We start from the raw sequence: 19,543 nt of genomic DNA, 5'->3' as shown, positions 1-19,543 counted from the left end.
TGATAATGAAATTTAACTTTTCATTTTTTGCTTTGTTTGCCTCCATTCGTGAATGAAAAGATGTATATTTTTGAATGGGTTACTCATTTTATTAATTTCTTCCAACGTATATTCTTTATCTTCTGTAAATCCAATATAAACAGGCTTTAAAATTTTATTTATTTCCTTGTTATTTTCCAAATAAGTTACTTTTGCGCCATTAAATAAAGTTAAGAATTGCAAAATGCACCCTAATGTATTGGGGGAAATATAAGAAAAATTATTGAATGCTTCTTCTTGAATCTGCTTAGTACCTTTACTTGCATAATCTTTTACACCATAGAAGAACAGGTAATTATCTATTTTTTCAAGAGTTTCATATAGTCTAGTTATGTATGATTCCAGCTTTGCAATATAACATTTCCGAAGGGTTTTATTTTTGATATTTATCGATAAATTATGAAAGGAAGAAAGTTGTTCAGCAGCGGTATTCCAAACTAATGACTTGTTTTTATGATGACTGTCTATATTTTCTATAGACTCTATGGCTGAATGTATGTTTGATGATGCAATGTTAAATAAAATTTCATCTTGTTTTTCCTTGGAGCTTTTCCTGATCAGATATAAATTTATAATGCCCAGTATAATTGCAATCAAAACAGAGAAAGTTGTTATATTTTCCATATTGTATAGTTGTTTCATATTTTGAATGGAAGTGAAAATAAATTTATCCATATATTTACCCTATTAATATTTCTAGATTTTAGTCGTTCTCTATACTAATTCTTCCATATGTCACACCTGATTTTGAATTAGGTGGCGCTCACTTTAATGCCTAGTAATTATTTACGAGGCTTTTTCACCTTGATCGTCTCAACAACCGCAGTAGTTTTACGGCGTTCAGCGACAGCAACTGGGAGAAATCTCCCATTTTTTGCGTCTCGACCAATTTTAAAGGTATAAGTCATACTTATCTCCTCTATGGTGGATAGGTAAAAGCCTATCTTCTCGACAAAGCTGATTTGCCTGCCTGCATCAATCAGGTCAAACTCAAACCTTGTTGTAGAAGTGACCGCCACAATATAATTATAGAGTTAAAAGTTGGTCCCAAAAAAAAGCCCCACAAAAGGGGCCTTAATAAATTGAAAAAACATGAGCTTGTCCATCAAATTCTACCGAACAGTAATCATTGATAAAAAGATCCCGAGCAAATGCCTCAAAATCAAAGTAGCAGATCAAACTATCCGGCATTTGATGAGCATAACAGTCATCAAATAACTGCCTGGCAAAATCAATCTCTGAATCATAACTACCTTGGTAGTGCTCCTCCAACATAGTTTGTGCATCATCTACCGGATAATCACAGAGAAGGGCTAAGCCTAGCTCTCCGTATTCTTGAATAAATGAGGCATACTCCACAATATTGCTTATTCCTTCGTACTCATGGATTTTGATGCTGCCGAATCCTTCATAATCATGTATGGCGTATTCTTCAGCATTGGGTTCAGGGCTGTTATCCAGCATTTCCCATATTTCTTCCATGATGTCATCTTCGCTTTGTGTGGCATCTATCCAGACACCATGTAGAATGGCGTTGTTGTAAGAAGCTAAACAGGCGACGTAGATTGAAGGGGTGTTCATGAGATTATCTCCTTATGTAAATGGAGCAATCCCATACGGGAGCTTGCTCCCGTGGTAGGGTATGATTAAAACGGAATTTCTTCTGAATCGGGTTGCAACATTTCACGCATTTGAGCCATGTGCTGTTCTGCGGTTTTGTTGCTCGATTCATCAGCTGATTTAGGCGAGCTGAGTAGCTGAATATGACTGACAACAATGCTTAATGCTTGACGAATTTTGCCTTCGTTGTCTGTCCATTGATTAGAACGCAGTTTACCTTCTAGGTATACTTGCGAACCTTTCTGTAAATACTCTGCGACTTTGGTTAGCTTTCCAAATAGTATCAGCTGATGCCATTCCACTCTGGTTTGCCATTCATCATGTTGTTTGAATGACTCATTGGTAGCTAAAGTGGCTGTGACAAAAGATTGTCCATCTTTTCCGGTGATGCTTTTAGGATCAGCACCGAGATTACCGATTAATTGAACGCGGTTTAAAGATGCAGTCATTGTATTCTCCTGTTTTTGTTAAATGTGAGCCGCATAACAGAAAAATATCCACATAAGCAGATGGTTTTCTGTTATGCGGATAAGACTTAATTTGTTTCAATTAACAAGCAATCCGTTGAGTATCGAACTGTTTGACAAAAGAAATCAGAGTCTCCAGTTTGTGCAAACTTAACTCTGCTTGCTGAATGTCATAGACATTGATTTGCAGTCGGTGACGACTTAAATCATTGACACAACAATTCAGCTCAAAGAGCAAATGTTCAATCTCAAATTGTGCTGGTTCCAGTTGTTGCATGGTATGCTCCTTAGGGGTAGGGAGGATTAGCCCCAAAAGGACTATTAATCCCAATTGGGTTATGCAAAAAAGATCACCGAAACATCAGTTGATTTACCTGGTTATTAATGATGACGTGCTTAAAGCACTCCTCGGGCGTAAAGCCTTAAAGATATCTCCTAATGGGTTTCCCTGCTAAACGCTTTGCCATGGAATTAGGGAACAAGATGGCATATCACAAGACCTAGGTTTCGTCAGAATTGCACTGACTCATCAGTTGTGTTGATTTCAGATTATCAAGCCAGTATGGGAAATCAAGAACTTTTTCCTGTTGATATTAAATGAACGTAATTGAATCATGATTAACTTTAATGTATTAGATATAAAATATTTATTCAGAGGAAATAATGAACCAACTTTACATATTAACTGGACCTCCAGGCAGCGGTAAAACATCAATTTTAGCTGAATTATCAAAGCGAGGTTTCCCCATTATTGATGAGCCTGCCAGGTTGGTTTTAGCACAGCAAAGGCTCATTGATGGAGATGGTGTTTATGACAAAAATCCCTTTTTGTTTAAAGAGTTGATGTTATCGCGGATGCTTTATGATTATGGGAGTGCTCCCAAACATGATTTGGTATTTTTTGACAGAGGCCTTCCTGATCTGATTGCGTATAGTAAATGCTTTAATTTAGATATCGGTTCTGAGCTAAAAGCTAGCCATGCTCATCGATATAATCCAACAGTGTTTTTTGCTCCGGCATGGGAGAAGATTTATATCAACGATGCGGAGCGAAGACTTACTTTTGATGCGGCTCAGGTATTTGAAAATGACTTGAGACAGGCATATGCAGAACTGGGATATCAATTAATAGATATTCCTCTGTTGTCGGTTTCTGAGAGAGTGAATTTTATCTTGAATATTATTCAAAGTGTTTGAATAACAATTTATCATCGGGTTTTTTTTAATAATATCATGTTACGTATTACCTCCAACAAGGTCTCATTTTAACAAGGCCAATCGATACTTTCCAATTTCATGAAAACCAAGGGCAAGGTATGCGCATATAGCGGAATTATCATTAGTGAACAAAATTGCTCTTTTAACTTGTTGTGTGGCTGCTTGCTTTAAACAGAGATACACAGCAACTCTGGCAAAACCTTTATTTCTTAAAGAGGGAGGGGTATAAACGGGACCGAGCTGTACAATATCAGGTAGATTGGCATTAAATCCACATAAGGAAACAGGAGTGTTATTTACAAACAAAACCCATCGATTTTGGCTAAGCTGTGTATCTTCAATTTCATCAATAATGGATTGTTCAAGTTTGGGATTATTCGCATCGTCCCCAAGTGCTTCTATATGATAAGCGATAAGCCATTCTTTGATGACATCGATGTCACACTCTTGCACTGTTTTGAGTGTGTGGCTGTATGAATGAATTGCTTGAGGTATTATCATTTTTTCAAGATTAAGGGAGAATAATTTTTCCTGATAATTAATAGCAAACAGTGCTGATTGTAAGCCCAGCTTTTCGATGACAAAATTGGCTTGAGAGTCTTCACCCAGTATTCCAGCAATTGGTCTTGACCTTTTAAGTTTAAATTCATCTATTAATGATGATGATAATGCAGAAAAATTTTCAGCTTGCATCATCACATTACCATTCCAATAATGAGCTAAAACGCCATTAAGCTGTTTGTTCTCAAAGGAGCCATAATATTCTCCGTGAAATGGTGCATCTTGGTAGGTAATTCCCGAGTGGTATAAATTATTCCTAATGAACATGGTCGTTTCTTGATAATGATTGAGATAGGATGACAATTCATCTACATGCAATTCGTCTAGTTTTTTTATCGCAATCATTTTTTCCTCGGTATGATGAATATTTTTAATACACTTTTAAGACCTATGTTAAGATAGCCCACTATTGATTATTATTAAATACAAAATCTTAGAATATGATTACCTTAGAGCCTCATAATCCTGCATGGAAAGCTGCATTTGAAGTTGAAAAAGAACAGCTATTACAATTGGGTATCAGGAATATAACCCAAATTGAGCATATTGGCAGTACAGCTATACCTGGCATTTGTGCAAAACCAGTGATTGATATTTTAATTGGTGTTAAGTGTTTGAGTGAATTTACTTCCGAATATATCCAAAAAATTGAATCATTGGATTATCGTTATAACCCAGTTTTCGAAACAGTTTTTCCACATCGGCGTTATTTCCAAAAAGACAATGAACAGGGTGAGCGAACGCATCAGATTCATTTGGTTACTTATCCCTCTTCTTGGTATGCGAAGCATCTGTTGTTTCGCGATTATTTGTGTCTTTATCCCAATGTTGCTAACGAATATGAAGTACTTAAGCTCAATTTGAGCAAAATATATGATAATACGATTGATTATGCCAATGCCAAGAATGAATTTTGTCAGCTTATAGATAAGAAAGCCTTTTTACATTTTGGCGTTAATAAACCATTCATTGAAACAGCCCGTCTTATTGCATTTATTCCCCAAGTAGCTTGTCACAAAGACTATGCAATAATGCTTTCAAATCCTGAGTTTATTCAATGTTATGGTGTTTCATACAATGAGGACCAGGCTTTAAATCGTTTGGAATCGGATATGACGCATTACAACCAATATGGTTTTGCTCCCTGGATGTGGTATGACAAAGAAACCCACAACTACGTTGGGAGAGGGGGATTAAAGACTTTTATATCTGAGGGAAAAGAGGAAGTTGAGTTAACTTATCAAATAGCTCAAAGCTATTGGGGAAAAGGTTTAGCATTTGAAATAGGGCAAGCATCCTTGGAGTATGCCGAAGAGCACTTGGATTTGGCTAGCACTATTTGTTTTACCGCATACAATAATTATCCATCATTGCGCGTTATGGAAAAATTAGGTTTTAAATTTGAGTTTGATTTTGAGCATGCAGGTATTACGCACAAGTTTCATAGAAAATCTACAATAAAGAAACTATAGAGGGCTTAATGGATAAAATAAAAATTGACACAAATTTAGTCCAAAAGCTCATTGCCGAGCAATTTCCACAATGGAAATCACTACCAATACATCCAGTTGCGCAAAGTGGTTGGGATAATCGAACGTTTCATTTAGGTGAAGAAATGGTGATTCGGTTGCCTAGTGATAAGGAGTATGAGCCACAAATTGATAAAGAATATCGATGGTTGCCATGGCTCTCCAAACAGCTTTCATTCCAGATTACACAACCTATTGCACTAGGAAAACCATCACCAGCTTATCCTTGGCATTGGAGTATCAATCGTTGGATTGAAGGGGAGTCTGCTTCAAGAGAGAATATTCATGATATAAAATGTTTTGCAGAAGAATTAGGGAAAAGTTTAAAAGAATTTCAATCTGTAGATGCTACAGATGGGCCTTTGGCTGGCGCACATAATTTTTATCGGGGCGGTTCATTAAAGGCCTATGATCATGAAATGCAACTTGCAATTCCTAAAATTAAAAACGTCCATGAACAAAGAGCTGCAGAATCTTTATGGAAACAGGCGCTTTCTTCTGAATGGCGTTTAAAGCCAGTTTGGGTTCACGGAGACATTGCTGTTGGAAATATTTTAGTTCGTAGCGGAAGACTATGCGCTATTATTGATTTCGGCCAGCTTGCTGTAGGTGATCCTGCGTGTGATTTGGTAATAGCATGGAATTTTTTTTCCAGCGAAGAACGAGAAGTATTTAAAAATGCAGTTCAAGTGGATAATGATACCTGGATACGAGCTTTAGGATGGGCATTTTGGAAAACCTTATGTTGGCCAATTAAGGGTACTGATGTAAGAAGGGTTTTGCATGAAATTTATTCGGATTATGATACGATTAAATAACCCTGTCGGAAGTATTCAGTATTTAAAATGTGGGTATACAAATACAAACCAATCTTTTATCCAAGCTATATGAGTTATTCAATTATGAACATGAATATTGAGAGCAGATTTCATTTTAAACCAGTGAATAAAACACAAGAAGACCTTGTTCTTGACTGGATTAGTCAGCCACATATTAATGAATGGCTTCATGGTGATGGTTTAAGTAATACAATAAAAGACATTCATGAATTTTTGAATGATGGAGAATCTTGGGCTACTCATTGGATAGCATATGATCAGGAAATCCCCTTCGCTTATTTAATTACTTCTGAAATAGAGAAATCAGGAGAATATCCTGATGGTGCGGTTACATTAGATTTATTTATTTGCAGGTTGGATTATATTGGGAAGGGATTATCAGTACAGATGATACATGAATTTATCTTAAGTCAATTTTCTGATTCTAAAATCGTACTTATCGATCCTGAAATTTCTAATGAGCGTGCGGTCCATGTTTATAAAAAGGCTGGATTTAATATCATTGGGGAATTTATAGCTTCATGGCATCTCGTACCGCATTATAAAATGCAATTGTGTATTGATGACTTAAAAAAGCAAAGATTGTCAGCCTAAGTAGATCTAATGAAAAGCTTTTCATTAAAGTTATTTAGGAAAGTAAGTTGTTATGTAAAGTTTCAGATAAAACCTCATTAAAATCAAAATACGATCTCCCAAAATACTTTACATAATATCTCCGATAATTAACTCAGGCGGCCACAAAGGTCGTCACTCATTAACGGAGGATTATGTATGATTACTCGAAAACCTAAATCAAAAGGGTTAACACTAGAAGAGCTGGTATTTGCTGCTTTAAGTCAGTTGCAAGTGCTTCATTATGATGAACGTTCAATACGTCGTTATCAAACTGTGTGGCGAAAATTAATCGATTTTGCTAAGCAAAACAATTATAAAGGTAAATTGACCGAAAAACTCATGATGGATTTTCTAGCTTACTACGACATTAAGCATGAGTTGCCAACCTATACCTACAAAGACTGGCGAAGACATGCGGAATATGGTCTTACTATTTTGTGGCACTATGCACGGTTTGGCTATTTTGAACGATGTAAAATCGTTTTAAGTAAACTTAACATGCCAAAATCGATGCAGAAATACTTGGAAATATATAAAGAGTATTGTGAAAAAAAGCGGTACTTACGTCCTTATACTGTACAGGAGTGCTTGCGACAACTGGGTCTGCTTTTTGATTTTTTAGGGAAACGTAACATAAGCACCTTTGATCAAATACGGCCACAGGATTTATCGGATTATGTATGCTCTTTATCTCGCTTTAGCCAAAAAACAGTGGCAAGCATCGTTTCGCACTTACGTGTGTTTTTCCGATTTCTTCTTTATAAGGGTAAATTGGAAATCGATTTAAGTGAAAAGATGCCTAGCGTGAGTTTTTGTCAACAAGCAAAAATCCCATCAGTATGGGATCGAGGATTAGTCACGCAGTTATTAAATACAATTGACAGGGGTTCACCAAGAGGTAAACGAGATTATGCGATTTTATTGCTGGCTTACCGATTAGGATTGCGCCTAGGTGATATTCGTACATTGAAGTTTGATGATATTGACTGGGAATCTGAGTCAATTTCTATCATACAATCCAAAACTCAAACACCTTTGGTACTGCCTTTAACGAATGAGGTAGGAAACGCACTTATTGATTACATAAAGCATGCACGTCCTAAAGCACAGTATCGTGAAGTATTTTTACGATTAAGACCGCCGGTTAAACCATTTAATCAAAATTCTCATCTTTACCATATCGTTGCCCAATGGCGACACATGGCTGGTATTGAGTTTAGAAGCCAACAGAAGCAGGGTTTGCATTCACTGCGGCATACCTTAGCTACTCATTTGTTAGAAGACAATACGCCGTTTTCATTGATTGCTAATATTTTAGGTCATGCTTCAATGAATTCAACTATGATCTATGCAAAAGCGAGTGTCGAAACTTTACGACAAGTAGCATTATCTATAAAGGAGATGGATCATGTTCGCTAATCACAAGCTGTTTCAGTATGAAAGTCCACTTGCTCCATTGATAAAACGGTTAATTAGAGAAAAACGTACCGCTGGGCATAAATATGATACGTCTGCTCTAGTATTAAAAGATTTTGATCACTTTCTCTGTCAGACGAGTATCAACCCAAACGAATTGCCTAAAAATCTTGTGCTACAATGGTTGGATCAACAGCCTAATGAAAAATCTTCAACTAGGCAACGGCGCATTGTATTGATACGCCAGTTAGCCCGATTGATGATCAGATTAGGTTATTCAGCATTTCTGCCACCTTATGGTATTGCTCCTAAAAGATCATTCGTGTTCTCACCACGCATTCTAACGCATGAAGAAGTTCGTAAAATTATTCAAGCTGCCGATCAACTTAAACCAAACGCTAAGTCCCCCTGGCGAAACATCGTCATACCAGAAGTCTTTCGTTTGCTCTATAGCTGTGGTTTTCGTGTTAGTGAGGTCTTAAATTTACGTATCCGTGACATTGATTTAAAACAGGGCGTTATTATTGTCAGAAGAGGCAAATTTGGCAAAGATCGACTTGTGCCTCCGGCATTGGATATGGTTGAGAGACTTCGGGTTTATGCACAACGCATGGAAAAAGAGTCCCTAGAAAAGCGTACAGAAGAAGCTTTTTTCTTTCCATCAAGTCGCAAGCAAGGAGGCTTGAGTGGGTCAGGAATTTATAGCTTATTTCGTCAGCTATTGTATCAGTGTGGGATATCACATGGTGGTAGGGGTAAAGGGCCTAGAGTTCATGATCTACGCCATACTTTTGCTGTACATCGATTAATTCAGTGGTATGAAGAAGGGGCTGATCTAAATGCTAAATTACCTTTTCTAGTGGCATACCTTGGTCATAAAGATTTTACAGGTACACAAAAATACCTGCATCTGACTGCTGAATTATTTCCTAATATAACTAAACGTATGAATGAACAATTTGGCGGTGTGATACCGCAAGGGAGATAGTTATGAAACCTACTAATTTCTCTATTCACTTAAGTTATTATTTGACTCATTACTTAGCAGGAAAACGTCACTTAAGTCCCAATACTATCAAGGCTTATCGTGATGTTTTTATAGTACTGCTTGGTTTTTGCCGCGACGTTAAAGGCATAGTGATTGAAAAGTTAGAGCTTGAGCAAATTAATGTTACTCTAGTAGATGACTTTCTTACTTATCTTGAAAAAGAACGGCATTGTTCTCATCACACATTAAATCATAGACTGACCACGTTGCATGCTTTCTTTCGTTACATCCAGATAGAAGAGCCTGAACTTTTATTACAATGCCAACAGATTTTAGCTATTCCATTGCGCCGTTGTGTTCGATCTGAAGTTGGTTATTTGTCAAAAGAATATTTAGAAATACTTCTGGCTCAGCCTAATCTTGAAAAACCTGATGGTCGGCGAGATGCCGTATTATTGAGCGTACTTTACGATACAGGCTCACGTGTTCAGGAGTTGATTGATCTTACCGTTGGTGATGTGCGATTAGAATCACCTGCTCAGGTTAGAATATTAGGTAAAGGTAGAAAAATACGAACAGTACCTTTGATGGATAATACTGTTAAGTTACTAAGAAATTATTTACATGAACATGGCCTAACCTCTTCTGAACAATTTGATTACCCATTATTTCAAAACCGTCAAGGCAATAAATTCACACGAGTTGGTGTGAATTATATTTTGCAAAAATATGCGCGTATGGTTCAGAAGCATCATCCTCAATTCAAACAGAAAATTAGTCCGCATACATTGAGACATACAAAAGGAATGCATTTATTACAAGGCGGAGTTTCTTTGGATATTATCCGCGACTTCTTAGGTCATGTTGATATTAAAACCACAGAAATTTATGCTAGAGCTAACCTTGAAATGAAACGCGCAGCTATCGAAAAAGTAAGTACTGCACCGACACCCAAAATCCCCACATGGAAAGAAAATAAATCTCTGTTGAAATGGCTCCAATCGTTATAAGGGACACATTTATGAACTACTACTCTAATAGAAGTCCACCGAAATAGTAAGAATATTATGTAAAGTATTTTGGAGATCATATTTTGATTTTAATGAGGTTTTATCTGAAACTTTACATAACAACTTACTTTCCTAAATAGATTTTTGTAATACTCAATCTCGAATGCCCAAGGGACTGGCTAATAATTTCCCTTGCGGTTCTATCCCAATATTTTTCAAGGGGATTCAGTTCTTTATATATTCTGCCTCCTTGAATTGGACATATAAGTCCATTGCCAGTTTTGTCATAGGATTTTGTAATTTCGTGATATCTTCTCTGGGCATAAGCATGACGAAGCCCATGGCATTTACTTAAACCCATTTTTTCTATGACTTCATGGTACTGAGCTAGATGATTTTTATAGGTTTTTTCTTTAGGGATAAGCGATTGTCCAGCAGGAACTTGCTTTATAGCATCAAGTAGCCATTGCCGTTGTTGCTCATTCGTTAGTTTAATATCGCGCCCGATCCCACCTTTTGTCCAGCTGGACTTTATAACCAATTTATTTCCTTGCCAGGCATCACTAAGTACAATCTTCATTGATTCTTCACGGCGGAGACCAAAAAGGGATTGAGCTTCCAAGGATAAACGGATCATTGGGTCTGAGCATTTGGAAAAATCGATGTTGTTGATTGCTTTATTATATTGAGGAACGTAATTACGTTTATTGATTTGATAGCTGTCGTTGCCTTGTTTAACCAGTTCTGGCTTGTTTAGCACCGAAGCTACTTTTCGCAGTTTAGCCATGTAATTTTTTATTGTTGCAGGATTTTTATTCTGGGCTTTCCAGTGATCAACCAGGATGTGAATGTGCTTTGGCTTTAATCCTTTAATGTGCGTGACCATGTAACCTAATTCGTGTAAATCTTTAACGCATCGATTCAACATGTGTTTCATATCTGCTCGGCTGGCGTGGGAGTAGTTTTGGATTTTCTTAATACATTCATTGATTGAATACTGGGCATTTTTAAGTTTGGACTTACTCATTAAGATACCTCCATAATGAATCACGGGATTTGATGCCCATTTCGCTGCGAATAACCCAAAAGGCTTCGTATTTCCCCAACAGTGGTAAAAGATACTGAGCCATCTGTTTTGCGTAGAGATAACGGTAGGCTTTGTTAATTGGTAGGGCATGTTTTTTTAAAGTCTTTCGCCAGGCAATTTTGGTGTCTTCATAATCATTAAATTCAGCAATGGATTTACCGTCAGTCAGCTCTTTGATTTCATCGAGGATTGCTTTTTGCATTTCAAATCTGATAGGAATTGTTCTATCTAAGGAATTAAATGCAATATTCCTGGTTATCCAGATGCTGTCATCTTGGATGTTAATTTCAGGTTTGATATAAATGGCCTCTTTGAAGGTCAGACCAAATTCTGTTTGTAATGCCATGATGAGACGTTGTATTGGATTGTCCCATGAGTGCCAGTGGTCGTGCTGGATTTTGAGTTTTCTTTTACGTTTCTTGGTAACTTTGCTGAGTTGCAGGGATTTATTGTCTATATTGGGAATGGGGCAATCTATGCTGGTTAGATAATGCCTGACTATAGTCATGTGATTCATTATAGTGCTGGTACGTATTTTACTCTTTTTCCAATGAGCTACCAGTTGGTGAATATGATGCGATTGGATGCTCTTCCAGGAAGATGGCACATCACCAATGCTATAGAGATCATCGATCATTTTACGAATAACATATGCCCGTTGTTTTTTGACTTTGTAGCTGCCTTGATTGCCGAGCTTTAAGTATTGATTGGCAGTTTGTCTTAAGCTGTATTTTCTCATCATCCCATCCGATAAAAATTTATTTGCCCTGTCTTTGGTTTAGTGTTGAACGAGCGGCTCACTCAAAGATGAAACCTGGCCAAAGCCATTAAGCTCGAAGTGGGGGGCAAATCAATCGTTATAAGGCAAACGATCTCGCCGATTTACAACAGTTTTTGGGTGCTTATTTTCTCCTTGTTTTGATGATTAATAAAAACGACAAGACAATGGCTCTTGTCATACAAGTCCATGGTCAAATTGAAATAAATTGACTTAAACTCCCGAGGGAGTTGCCCTGTCGGATGACAGAGATTCCTAGATGGTTTTCCCTACTGAACGTCCAGCCACGGGGTTAGGGAATGAAGTGGCTTAGCATAAGACGTCGGTTGACGTTTCGCCGGAATTTCACAAGCTCATCAGTCATGCTTGATTCCAAATTAGCAAAGCGGTGCTTGCTTCGCAAGGTATTTTGGAAAGAATTTTGTCCAATCCCGATTGGCGGGATCGGACAAAATGCTGAAATGTGTTGATTTTACGCGGTAAAATCAAGGTGATTTTTCTGCGTCACTGCTGGGAAATTGCAGTGACGCAGCTAGGTACAGCAAATATTTATATTTAGTCCTTGCTTTTGATAAATGTATCCTGTGAGATGAATTGAGATCCTGGGCCTTCAGTAATGCTAGACATTTGGTGTGCAATAATTGCAATTGTATCAATTTTATCTTTATTCGAATTAATATGCCCTGTCAGGGTAACCACGGAACCACATGTTGGGTAGTTAACACTGAAGGTTATGGCAGTCCCATCAATATAACCAATGATTGGTCTTGCTAAACCAATTACATCCTGACATTCCTTGGAGGCAACAGCAGTTGTAAAGGCCCCTGTTAGAGTATTTTGTTTATTAAAATTCAGTTCTAGTATTGAACCACGCGTATTTTGATAAGTTATAGTGTTTTCTGCAAATGCTATATGGCTTGCTAATGATAAACTCATCATGACTGCATAAGTTCTAATGTTTAATTTCATAGTCCTTAACTCCCATTTTTTTTATTAATAAATTTATAACCTAGTGTTGTAGGCAGAGTAATTTTAAGGAGTGGTGAAATAATTTTAACTTCGTGAAATCACGGATACACACGTGAAAATTGAGCTATTAATTCCGCACGCGTTTTAACACCTAATTTTTGTTTCGAATTATTAATATGAGCTTCAACAGTTCTTGGAGAAATACTTAATTTCTTTGCTATTTGTTTATCAGTATAACCATCAGATAGTACCGATAATATCTCGTACTCCCTGGGAGTTACGACCTTTATAATGTTCGATTGAGGTAATTCAATACTAAAGCCAACAAGGCCAATTATATTGAGTCCTTTATCAAATAGAGGACTCTTCTTACTGATTATATTAACAATCCTTCCATCATGACGTAATATTTGTTCATAAGCACTTAAACTCTCACCATTTTCAAACAGCATTTGATCATTCTTTCTAAGTTGATCTGCATAATGGTGCCATACAAAATGATGGTCTTGCTTATAATAAATTTCGCTAAGCGATTGAAATCCAGCTGATTTGCTAATAAAAAAACCATTTCCCCAGAGATAAGATCCGTTCAAATTTTTTACGAAAATTGCGAAATTTAAATCTTGGTAGGCATGAACTGGCAATGATTCTAAATACAATATCTGTTGCGTCATGGAAATTACCCTACCTACCAAATTATAATTTTATTCAATTAAAAGAGGCAAATAATAGCACAATTCATAGGTTGTACCCAAATTTCAGGGGATTAAAAACTGATTAATGGGGGTCAGGTAACTCGTTTTTATCGTGCCGTTTCGGTAAGCATGCGCATGCTTGCTTATCCGGTGGGTCAGGATAAATGGCTTTTTGAGGCTCGGTAGGGAAGGCCCAAAGATGTTGGATATTCCTACGTCACTGCTGGGAAATTTGCAGTGACGCAGAAAACATCAGAGGCACACTAGCTATTTGCTTGCCTGCTGCAAGAAGCTTCTTAAACAACCTGCTATCGAGCCAGGATGTTCGTCTTGGACGGTTTTTGATTGGTTGGCCGTTGCCTCATACATGAACTTGTACCCTAAGGCAGCGAAAACACCCAAAAGCTCATTGGCGATGTTAAAAGCCGTTATCAGATCGCGTTTTTCATGGTTGCCTAACCAGGGCGAAATGCAGATTTGTTGCAGTGCTTGATACTGCATGTCATCTTGCTTCATATTGTGGAAATAAGTCAGATTCCATAAGCAAGTATTAAGCGAGAAAAATGGGTGGCTAATCACAGTTTCTCCCCAATCGATGATGCTTATCTCGTCGCTGTCGCGAAATGATTTGCTTACAAAATAATCGATAAATCCTAATTTAACGCATTAACGCCTGGCTAAAATCAGAGTGAACCCATCCATCTCAATCATGCCAATTGCATGCTCATTTTTTCGATAATATTTGCATTATTTGCTGCAATATTATTCACTACATCAACTTTTGGACGTACCTCGCCTGCAAGACAACGAGTAAGCTGCCTTAAATTGAATCCAAATACAGCGGCGTAACCAGCGCTTTTAGTGGTTGCATCAGATTTCATGCGGCTTCTGCCCAATTGGCCGCCCTGTTTCGTGTGACCAATCAAAGGCTCAATACCAGCACGTCGATGATGCAATAACTGCCTGATTGTCCATGGCGTTGTTTCACGAGCCGCATTGAGCGTCCTATCAGGACGGGGTAATTGAATATCAAGGACGCCTTTTTCAATCAATAGTTGTTCGTTGTTCAATGAATAATATCCTTTATCTGTCGCAACCGATGCCAGCAACCCCTTTCCAAAAAGATACTCATGAGTATTGAGCATCATCGGTAAAGACTGGGCATCTGGCATATAAGTAGACGTGCATTCGCCAACAAAAAGAAAATTACCCCCAATACGTCCTAATTGATAAGCGCGACCAAACTGCACTCCTTTATTTAATTTACCTTTGTTAAAACAGCCGACTTCATAAGCATGCAATGAAGAAATCGATGTATTGATAATGCCTTCAAAAAGATAACCATGTACATTCTGTAATAACATAGTCCCGCGCCAGCTCAGCGTCTCGACAGAGCGGCGAAGCGACCAATATTTACCCGATGCCAACTGATTACCAAACAAATAGATATCATTTAAGATAGGCAGTACATCGGCATACGTTTCACGCCATAACCGCTGAAGCACCACGGATAATATACCCTCACCAACATCCTTACGTTTCAAATTAAAATAATACAGTGCGATTTGTTTTAAATTGCTTAGCCCAACATGGTAACGCTTTATGCCACCACAGCACAATTGATTCAGTCCTTTTCCAACCTTTGACGCAAGAACAGCAACCTTGACCAATAAATTGGCAATTGCGGGATAGGCTATATTAGCTTCTTGCACGGTAGAGTCAATATCAAGCACCTGGGGATTAGCGTAATTTAGTTTAACGGCTTGTTGTGTTATCAAATTGGCAAGTCGGCGCTGCGTTTCAGGGCTTAATCGAGAACGAAATGCCTCAATTTTGGTATGGTCTGGCGCATGCCATTTCTTGATGAGGCCATAACCACAAAACAATTGAAAGGCGGCATTATCTCGTACTTGTTGTTCTGTTGCACGGTCAGTGAGATTAAACATCTGTTGTAAAATATAAACACCAAGATGAATGCGTATGCGCAAGGGCCTACCCATCCACCAATGTTTTCTATCCGTACGTTGTAAATCGGGCAATACTAATTTCAGCATCTCCTCCCAGGGAAGTTTCTGGGCCAGCTTCATCAGGCGATGGTCATTGCTGATTGCAATGGTGACGCTGTCACCTGCGACCGGTTCATCGAAGCCATCTACATCTAAACTCATTGTTTACTTATATCCTCTTTATCGTGCCGTTCTTTGTTTAGCCACCAACTTGGCGCATCCGCCACTGAAAAACATCAAATTCCACCACCAAATGGATAAGTGCTTTTTGAGCATGCCTTTTCTTAGGCGATACGTCTGGTAATGACTTAAAATCCCAAGATAAGAGTTGATAGAACATAAAAAGGCCATTTGCTCCTCTTTCGTGGGTTTATGGTCTTTAGCTACTGCATTATGCTTTGTAATGGCGTCATAAAAGTTTCCTTTGATGCGACGACCGGCATAGATGCAGTGTGGTTTGAGAATCACCCCAAGAAAAGGAATGCCTTTGCAATAATGCTGCAGGTATCGCTTGCGCGGATGAAGCTCGAGTTCGAGCTCTTCTTGCAAAAACCGCTCCATTTGAGGTATGAGTGATTTTAAAAACATTTTATCTTCGTGCACCAGAAGAAAATCATCGACGTAACGGCCATAGAAACGCACACCCAAATCGTGTTTGATATAATGGTCAAAAGGATTTAAATAAAAATTGGCAAACACCTGGCTTGTGAGGTTTCCAATCGGCAGTCCGCAGTAGTGTCTGGCATAAAAAAGGCTCTTGTCTTTGGGGAAATCCTGCCAATCACGCCGTTTCCCCTTGATAAAACAGTGGCTTGTTGGCTCATTTTCAACGATTTTTCTGGCTACCTCCAGGATTAATTTCTTATCGGATTGGTTATAATGCCTCTCGATAAAGCAGCGAAGGCCTTCCCAGAGAATACGTCGATTAATGCGGATGAAAAAACTCATGATATCGAGTTTTAGCACGTAGCAGTCTCTTTGGTAATTTAAGGAGCATTTGCGGATAAATTGTGCGGCACGTGCAATCCCCAGATGCGCGCCTCGTCCTTTGCGGCTCGCATAGCTGTCATAAATAAAGGTTTTCTCAAACAGCGGATTCAATTGATTAATTAACCAGTGATGCACCACACGGTCACGAAAGTCTGCTGCAAAGATTTCGCGTTTCACCGGTTTATCAATCACAAAAGCAATGGAGCGTCCAGGATGCCAGGTGCCGGAATTGAGCTCCTCTCGCAAAGCGATGATATTGCTTTCATAATCCGTTTCAAAGCGGAGCGCATTCATGGTATTGCGTTTGTTCTTGCGGCAATCAAAATAGGCCTGGAACAAGGATTCCGGTGTCGCGCCGTGCTCCCTATGGTTATGCTCTTTTTCTCCCATAGCTTATCCCAATAAAGTGGTGTGGGCCTGTTAATGCCCACACCGATTGTGACTTTGCTTTGTTTAAAACCCCGGACACACCTAACCCGAAGATTGTTGTTCTTATTGTCGTCGTTCTGGTTGCCATTGTTGAAGTTCTGGTTCCAGGCGTTATTCGTAGGGTTGCCGGAAAACTCGGTAGAACTCCAGTAGTTGTCATTGGAAAAACCGCCCTAAACAATCAATAAAGGCGTTTTGGTCAGCACAAGGCTCCTTGTACTGACGCGAATCAACTGCCGAGGCAGTCCCTTTATCGCTTTTAAACAAAAGCATGCTCGCTCATGAATGCCATAACACCCATGATTCCGGCTTATCGACTGGCATTACGCCAGCCGGTCACCTGTTTGCCTATGCGTGTCAAGAGTTCACTTAACAGGGCTTGCCTTTTAAGTGATATCAGTTTCATCTCAACACAGAGGCGAATTTCCAGTTTCAATAACTCCAACTCATCTAAAAACGCCTCCAAATGCTCTACTCTGTTTTGATGCTTGTTGGCCCGGTAAATACAACGAAGCAAATGAAGGGCATCGCGCTTCATGTCCTGGCCCAGGGTGTATTTGTATTCCCTTGGGAAATTCTTTGTTTCTTCAAACACCTTTAACACCAGCTGGTAACTGTCCTTGTAAACCGGTAACTCCGTATAGAAAGCCATTCACAAAATCCAACTCATTCATCTTTTAAAAAATCATGAGGCAGCTAAGCTGCCTCAAAAGAAAAGGGATAAAGGGTTTAAGGGGTAAAAGCCCGGACACACCTAACCCGAAGATCGAAGAACTTAACGTCGTCGAGCTGGAAGCCACTGTCGAAGAACTGGTCCCAGGCGAAGAACGTAGGGTTGCCGGAAAACTCGGTAGAACTCCAGTAGCCGACATCGGAAAAACCGCCAATGGCATTTCTGTTAAACCACAAACAGTCTAGCTGGGATGTTGGGTTTGCCGGAATACCAGATACAGCCGGTGATGCTGGCAAAAACCAATCGTCATAGCAGGTGTTTCCTGCCTGACAAGGGGTATTGCCTTGAGAATCCACTTCAAAGTTACTGCAAATTCCCGCAGCGTAAGTGTTGGCATTAATATTCATTGGACAGCCTGCGCCACCTCCAGGCCCTGTTAAGCAGGCAACAATGGCTGCGGTATTACTGGCACCGTCGGTATTGCTTTGCGCCACAGCACCAACAGCCACACCAAATCCTCCCCATTGAATAGCTGTGCTGTTATCGGCAGTGGCGGCAATCAGATTGTTCAATCCCCCGTTCAGGCAAGCAATCGTGCCACCAAAAGCCGACTGTCCGACTGCGGTGGCCATATAAGTATAGCCATTAGCCAGTGTGGCACCACCCGCCGGCGTATTAATCACGACATCGACAGCTCCTGCAACATGGGCAGGCGTGACCCCGGTTACCGTCGTAGAGTCGACGACATTAACACTGGTTGCTGCTACTCCATCAAAGGTGACACTCGTGGCACCTGTTAAACCAGTCCCCGTTAAGGTAAAACCCGTTCCCCCTGATGCCGTTCCTGAGTTTGGGTTGATGGCGGTCAGCGTACTGCCTGATTGAATGGCAATGGCTGCTGCCAGTGCATTGGTATTGGTGCCCTGGATGGTGAAATTCGTTTGCGGTACCACCGTGTTGCCTGGCGTGTAAGTCAGTGTACAACTGCCTCCTGGCGGCACATTCGCACAGGTATTGCCTGTTTCGGTGACATTGCCATCCAACGCTGTCCCTGTGAAATTGGAGGTGATGTTGGTGGCTGCCACCTCAAGGGTCGTGTTGGTAATCGTGAGCTGCCCCATTGGACCATTTACCGTGAGTGTTAAAGGAGACCCTATGACGGTAATCACCGCATCCGTTATCGGTGGCGCCTGGGTGATGCGCAAAATATTGGCGCTACCTGGCCGATAACACTGATTGGGGTTTCCTTGCTGGCAAACCACGGGACCACCCGTAATGGGGCCATTTAACTGACTGCCATTTATCTGTAAAGACAGTACGCAGGAATTCTTGCCTCTGAGCACAAAAGGATTGCCGCACACATTGAGCCCTGTAGTGATTTGCGCAATGCCCCGAATGGGCTGCATGCTTAAGGTGTGTGGCTTGCTGGATTGATTGGTGACTCGATATTGCACCATGGCGGTACCATTGGCAGGCACTGCAATCGTGGTGGCTGTCAGTGGCTCAAAGGTCCACAATGGGGTCCCTGCATAAGCCGTTGTCATCATGAGTCCTAACCACAAGAAAGCCAGTATCCTATTCATTAAAGTATTTTTGATAGTTTTTTGCATGGTT

The 19,543-nt window shown here is 39.5% G+C and carries 23 protein-coding genes; 8 read left to right on the top strand and 15 right to left on the bottom strand.

Annotation, left to right across the window (positions count from 1 at the left end; genetic code table 11):
* Nucleotides 1-12: 12 nt before the first annotated feature.
* The 5 genes from EL203_RS12380 to EL203_RS12365 form a co-directional block, all read right to left on the bottom strand.
* Nucleotides 13-714, bottom strand: a complete 702-nt coding sequence (locus tag EL203_RS12380) for a hypothetical protein (RefSeq protein WP_058471921.1) — start codon at nucleotides 712-714, stop codon at nucleotides 13-15.
* A 107-nt stretch (nucleotides 715-821) separates the two neighbouring features.
* Nucleotides 822-947, bottom strand: a complete 126-nt coding sequence (locus EL203_RS14695) for a hypothetical protein (RefSeq protein WP_259637629.1) — start codon at nucleotides 945-947, stop codon at nucleotides 822-824.
* 166 nt (nucleotides 948-1,113) lie between these two features.
* Nucleotides 1,114-1,620: an antirestriction protein ArdA gene (locus EL203_RS12375; RefSeq protein WP_058471922.1), complete on the bottom strand. Its 507-nt coding sequence runs from the start codon at nucleotides 1,618-1,620 to the stop codon at nucleotides 1,114-1,116.
* Nucleotides 1,621-1,685: 65 nt separating this feature from the next.
* Nucleotides 1,686-2,108 carry a single-stranded DNA-binding protein gene (locus EL203_RS12370; RefSeq protein ID WP_058471923.1) on the bottom strand — a complete coding sequence of 141 codons (423 nt, stop codon included), beginning with the start codon at nucleotides 2,106-2,108 and terminating at the stop codon, nucleotides 1,686-1,688.
* A 100-nt stretch (nucleotides 2,109-2,208) separates the two neighbouring features.
* Complete coding sequence (locus EL203_RS12365) at nucleotides 2,209-2,403, bottom strand: hypothetical protein (RefSeq protein ID WP_058471924.1); 195 nt, start codon at nucleotides 2,401-2,403, stop codon at nucleotides 2,209-2,211.
* 386 nt (nucleotides 2,404-2,789) lie between these two features.
* Between EL203_RS12365 and EL203_RS12360 the strand changes: the two genes are divergently transcribed.
* Nucleotides 2,790-3,323, top strand: coding sequence for an AAA family ATPase (locus EL203_RS12360; RefSeq protein ID WP_058471925.1), 534 nt, complete (start codon nucleotides 2,790-2,792; stop codon nucleotides 3,321-3,323).
* Nucleotides 3,324-3,386: 63 nt separating this feature from the next.
* On the opposite strand, the gene EL203_RS12355 is transcribed toward EL203_RS12360, so the two are convergent.
* Nucleotides 3,387-4,250 (bottom strand): GNAT family N-acetyltransferase, encoded by an 864-nt coding sequence (locus EL203_RS12355; protein WP_058471926.1) that lies wholly within the window; start codon nucleotides 4,248-4,250, stop codon nucleotides 3,387-3,389.
* A 95-nt stretch (nucleotides 4,251-4,345) separates the two neighbouring features.
* Between EL203_RS12355 and EL203_RS12350 the strand changes: the two genes are divergently transcribed.
* The 6 genes from EL203_RS12350 (at nucleotide 4,346) to EL203_RS12325 (ending at nucleotide 10,302) form a co-directional block, all read left to right on the top strand.
* Complete coding sequence (locus EL203_RS12350; RefSeq protein WP_058471927.1) at nucleotides 4,346-5,377, top strand: bifunctional GrpB family protein/GNAT family N-acetyltransferase; 1,032 nt, start codon at nucleotides 4,346-4,348, stop codon at nucleotides 5,375-5,377.
* An 8-nt stretch (nucleotides 5,378-5,385) separates the two neighbouring features.
* Entirely contained in the window at nucleotides 5,386-6,252 is an 867-nt protein-coding gene (locus EL203_RS12345; RefSeq protein WP_058471928.1) for an aminoglycoside phosphotransferase family protein, read from the top strand.
* Between the two features lie 84 nt (nucleotides 6,253-6,336).
* A complete protein-coding gene (locus tag EL203_RS12340) occupies nucleotides 6,337-6,867 on the top strand; it encodes a GNAT family N-acetyltransferase (protein ID WP_058471929.1) in 531 nt (176 codons plus the stop codon).
* 177 nt (nucleotides 6,868-7,044) lie between these two features.
* Complete coding sequence (locus EL203_RS12335) at nucleotides 7,045-8,307, top strand: site-specific integrase (RefSeq protein ID WP_058471940.1); 1,263 nt, start codon at nucleotides 7,045-7,047, stop codon at nucleotides 8,305-8,307.
* Nucleotides 8,297-9,292 carry a tyrosine-type recombinase/integrase gene (locus EL203_RS12330; RefSeq protein ID WP_058471941.1) on the top strand — a complete coding sequence of 332 codons (996 nt, stop codon included), beginning with the start codon at nucleotides 8,297-8,299 and terminating at the stop codon, nucleotides 9,290-9,292. Before EL203_RS12335 ends, EL203_RS12330 begins: the two co-directional genes overlap by 11 nt.
* 2 nt (nucleotides 9,293-9,294) lie before the next feature.
* Nucleotides 9,295-10,302: a tyrosine-type recombinase/integrase gene (locus EL203_RS12325; RefSeq protein WP_058471942.1), complete on the top strand. Its 1,008-nt coding sequence runs from the start codon at nucleotides 9,295-9,297 to the stop codon at nucleotides 10,300-10,302.
* A 124-nt stretch (nucleotides 10,303-10,426) separates the two neighbouring features.
* Here EL203_RS12325 and EL203_RS12320 read toward each other — a convergent pair whose 3' ends face one another.
* The 7 genes from EL203_RS12320 to EL203_RS12280 all read right to left on the bottom strand — a co-directional run bounded on the left by EL203_RS12320 (nucleotide 10,427) and on the right by EL203_RS12280 (nucleotide 17,217).
* A complete protein-coding gene (locus EL203_RS12320; protein WP_058469925.1) occupies nucleotides 10,427-11,329 on the bottom strand; it encodes a phage integrase N-terminal domain-containing protein in 903 nt (300 codons plus the stop codon).
* Nucleotides 11,322-12,128: a phage integrase N-terminal domain-containing protein gene (locus EL203_RS12315; RefSeq protein ID WP_058469926.1), complete on the bottom strand. Its 807-nt coding sequence runs from the start codon at nucleotides 12,126-12,128 to the stop codon at nucleotides 11,322-11,324. Before EL203_RS12315 ends, EL203_RS12320 begins: the two co-directional genes overlap by 8 nt.
* Nucleotides 12,129-12,722: 594 nt before the next feature.
* Nucleotides 12,723-13,136: an avidin/streptavidin family protein gene (locus EL203_RS12300; protein ID WP_232003954.1), complete on the bottom strand. Its 414-nt coding sequence runs from the start codon at nucleotides 13,134-13,136 to the stop codon at nucleotides 12,723-12,725.
* A 98-nt stretch (nucleotides 13,137-13,234) separates the two neighbouring features.
* Nucleotides 13,235-13,810 (bottom strand): LuxR C-terminal-related transcriptional regulator, encoded by a 576-nt coding sequence (locus EL203_RS12295; RefSeq protein WP_058469927.1) that lies wholly within the window; start codon nucleotides 13,808-13,810, stop codon nucleotides 13,235-13,237.
* Between the two features lie 288 nt (nucleotides 13,811-14,098).
* Nucleotides 14,099-14,332, bottom strand: a complete 234-nt coding sequence (locus EL203_RS12290; protein WP_232003953.1) for a hypothetical protein — start codon at nucleotides 14,330-14,332, stop codon at nucleotides 14,099-14,101.
* Nucleotides 14,333-14,538: 206 nt separating this feature from the next.
* Nucleotides 14,539-15,999 carry a transposase gene (locus EL203_RS12285; RefSeq protein ID WP_058470753.1) on the bottom strand — a complete coding sequence of 487 codons (1,461 nt, stop codon included), beginning with the start codon at nucleotides 15,997-15,999 and terminating at the stop codon, nucleotides 14,539-14,541.
* A gap of 18 nt (nucleotides 16,000-16,017) precedes the next feature.
* Nucleotides 16,018-17,217 carry a reverse transcriptase domain-containing protein gene (locus tag EL203_RS12280; RefSeq protein ID WP_058470752.1) on the bottom strand — a complete coding sequence of 400 codons (1,200 nt, stop codon included), beginning with the start codon at nucleotides 17,215-17,217 and terminating at the stop codon, nucleotides 16,018-16,020.
* Between the two features lie 59 nt (nucleotides 17,218-17,276).
* Here EL203_RS12280 and EL203_RS14455 point away from each other — a divergent pair, with 59 nt between their 5' ends.
* Complete coding sequence (locus EL203_RS14455) at nucleotides 17,277-17,444, top strand: hypothetical protein (RefSeq protein WP_162262735.1); 168 nt, start codon at nucleotides 17,277-17,279, stop codon at nucleotides 17,442-17,444.
* A gap of 122 nt (nucleotides 17,445-17,566) precedes the next feature.
* Here EL203_RS14455 and EL203_RS12270 read toward each other — a convergent pair whose 3' ends face one another.
* The gene (locus tag EL203_RS12270; protein WP_058470751.1) at nucleotides 17,567-17,908 is read right to left on the bottom strand and encodes a four helix bundle protein; all 342 of its coding nucleotides are present in this window, start codon (nucleotides 17,906-17,908) and stop codon (nucleotides 17,567-17,569) included.
* 77 nt (nucleotides 17,909-17,985) lie between these two features.
* Nucleotides 17,986-19,539 carry an IPT/TIG domain-containing protein gene (locus EL203_RS12265; RefSeq protein ID WP_232003920.1) on the bottom strand — a complete coding sequence of 518 codons (1,554 nt, stop codon included), beginning with the start codon at nucleotides 19,537-19,539 and terminating at the stop codon, nucleotides 17,986-17,988.
* Between the last annotated feature and the right edge of the window lie 4 nt (nucleotides 19,540-19,543).

The organism is Legionella jordanis (genome assembly GCF_900637635.1).
Classification (GTDB): domain Bacteria; phylum Pseudomonadota; class Gammaproteobacteria; order Legionellales; family Legionellaceae; genus Tatlockia; species Tatlockia jordanis.
This window is presented reverse-complemented; position numbering and strand designations above follow the sequence as displayed.

Excerpts from the sequence above, each read along its gene's own strand:
- EL203_RS12335 (WP_058471940.1), top strand. The coding sequence starts at position 7,045 with ATGATTACTCGAAAACCTAAATCAAAAGGGTTAACACTAGAAGAGCTG.
- EL203_RS12370 (WP_058471923.1), bottom strand. The coding sequence starts at position 2,108 with ATGACTGCATCTTTAAACCGCGTTCAATTAATCGGTAATCTCGGTGCT.
- EL203_RS12265 (WP_232003920.1), bottom strand. The coding sequence starts at position 19,539 with ATGCAAAAAACTATCAAAAATACTTTAATGAATAGGATACTGGCTTTC.
- EL203_RS12355 (WP_058471926.1), bottom strand. The coding sequence starts at position 4,250 with ATGATTGCGATAAAAAAACTAGACGAATTGCATGTAGATGAATTGTCA.
- EL203_RS12285 (WP_058470753.1), bottom strand. The coding sequence starts at position 15,999 with ATGAGTTTAGATGTAGATGGCTTCGATGAACCGGTCGCAGGTGACAGC.
- EL203_RS12295 (WP_058469927.1), bottom strand. The coding sequence starts at position 13,810 with ATGACGCAACAGATATTGTATTTAGAATCATTGCCAGTTCATGCCTAC.
- EL203_RS12365 (WP_058471924.1), bottom strand. The coding sequence starts at position 2,403 with ATGCAACAACTGGAACCAGCACAATTTGAGATTGAACATTTGCTCTTT.
- EL203_RS12315 (WP_058469926.1), bottom strand. The coding sequence starts at position 12,128 with ATGAGAAAATACAGCTTAAGACAAACTGCCAATCAATACTTAAAGCTC.
- EL203_RS12375 (WP_058471922.1), bottom strand. The coding sequence starts at position 1,620 with ATGAACACCCCTTCAATCTACGTCGCCTGTTTAGCTTCTTACAACAAC.
- EL203_RS12330 (WP_058471941.1), top strand. The coding sequence starts at position 8,297 with ATGTTCGCTAATCACAAGCTGTTTCAGTATGAAAGTCCACTTGCTCCA.
- EL203_RS12350 (WP_058471927.1), top strand. The coding sequence starts at position 4,346 with ATGATTACCTTAGAGCCTCATAATCCTGCATGGAAAGCTGCATTTGAA.
- EL203_RS14695 (WP_259637629.1), bottom strand. The coding sequence starts at position 947 with ATGACTTATACCTTTAAAATTGGTCGAGACGCAAAAAATGGGAGATTT.
- EL203_RS12345 (WP_058471928.1), top strand. The coding sequence starts at position 5,386 with ATGGATAAAATAAAAATTGACACAAATTTAGTCCAAAAGCTCATTGCC.
- EL203_RS12320 (WP_058469925.1), bottom strand. The coding sequence starts at position 11,329 with ATGAGTAAGTCCAAACTTAAAAATGCCCAGTATTCAATCAATGAATGT.
- EL203_RS12360 (WP_058471925.1), top strand. The coding sequence starts at position 2,790 with ATGAACCAACTTTACATATTAACTGGACCTCCAGGCAGCGGTAAAACA.
- EL203_RS12290 (WP_232003953.1), bottom strand. The coding sequence starts at position 14,332 with ATGCAGTATCAAGCACTGCAACAAATCTGCATTTCGCCCTGGTTAGGC.
- EL203_RS12340 (WP_058471929.1), top strand. The coding sequence starts at position 6,337 with ATGAACATGAATATTGAGAGCAGATTTCATTTTAAACCAGTGAATAAA.
- EL203_RS12380 (WP_058471921.1), bottom strand. The coding sequence starts at position 714 with ATGGATAAATTTATTTTCACTTCCATTCAAAATATGAAACAACTATAC.
- EL203_RS12270 (WP_058470751.1), bottom strand. The coding sequence starts at position 17,908 with ATGGCTTTCTATACGGAGTTACCGGTTTACAAGGACAGTTACCAGCTG.
- EL203_RS12280 (WP_058470752.1), bottom strand. The coding sequence starts at position 17,217 with ATGGGAGAAAAAGAGCATAACCATAGGGAGCACGGCGCGACACCGGAA.
- EL203_RS12300 (WP_232003954.1), bottom strand. The coding sequence starts at position 13,136 with ATGAAATTAAACATTAGAACTTATGCAGTCATGATGAGTTTATCATTA.
- EL203_RS12325 (WP_058471942.1), top strand. The coding sequence starts at position 9,295 with ATGAAACCTACTAATTTCTCTATTCACTTAAGTTATTATTTGACTCAT.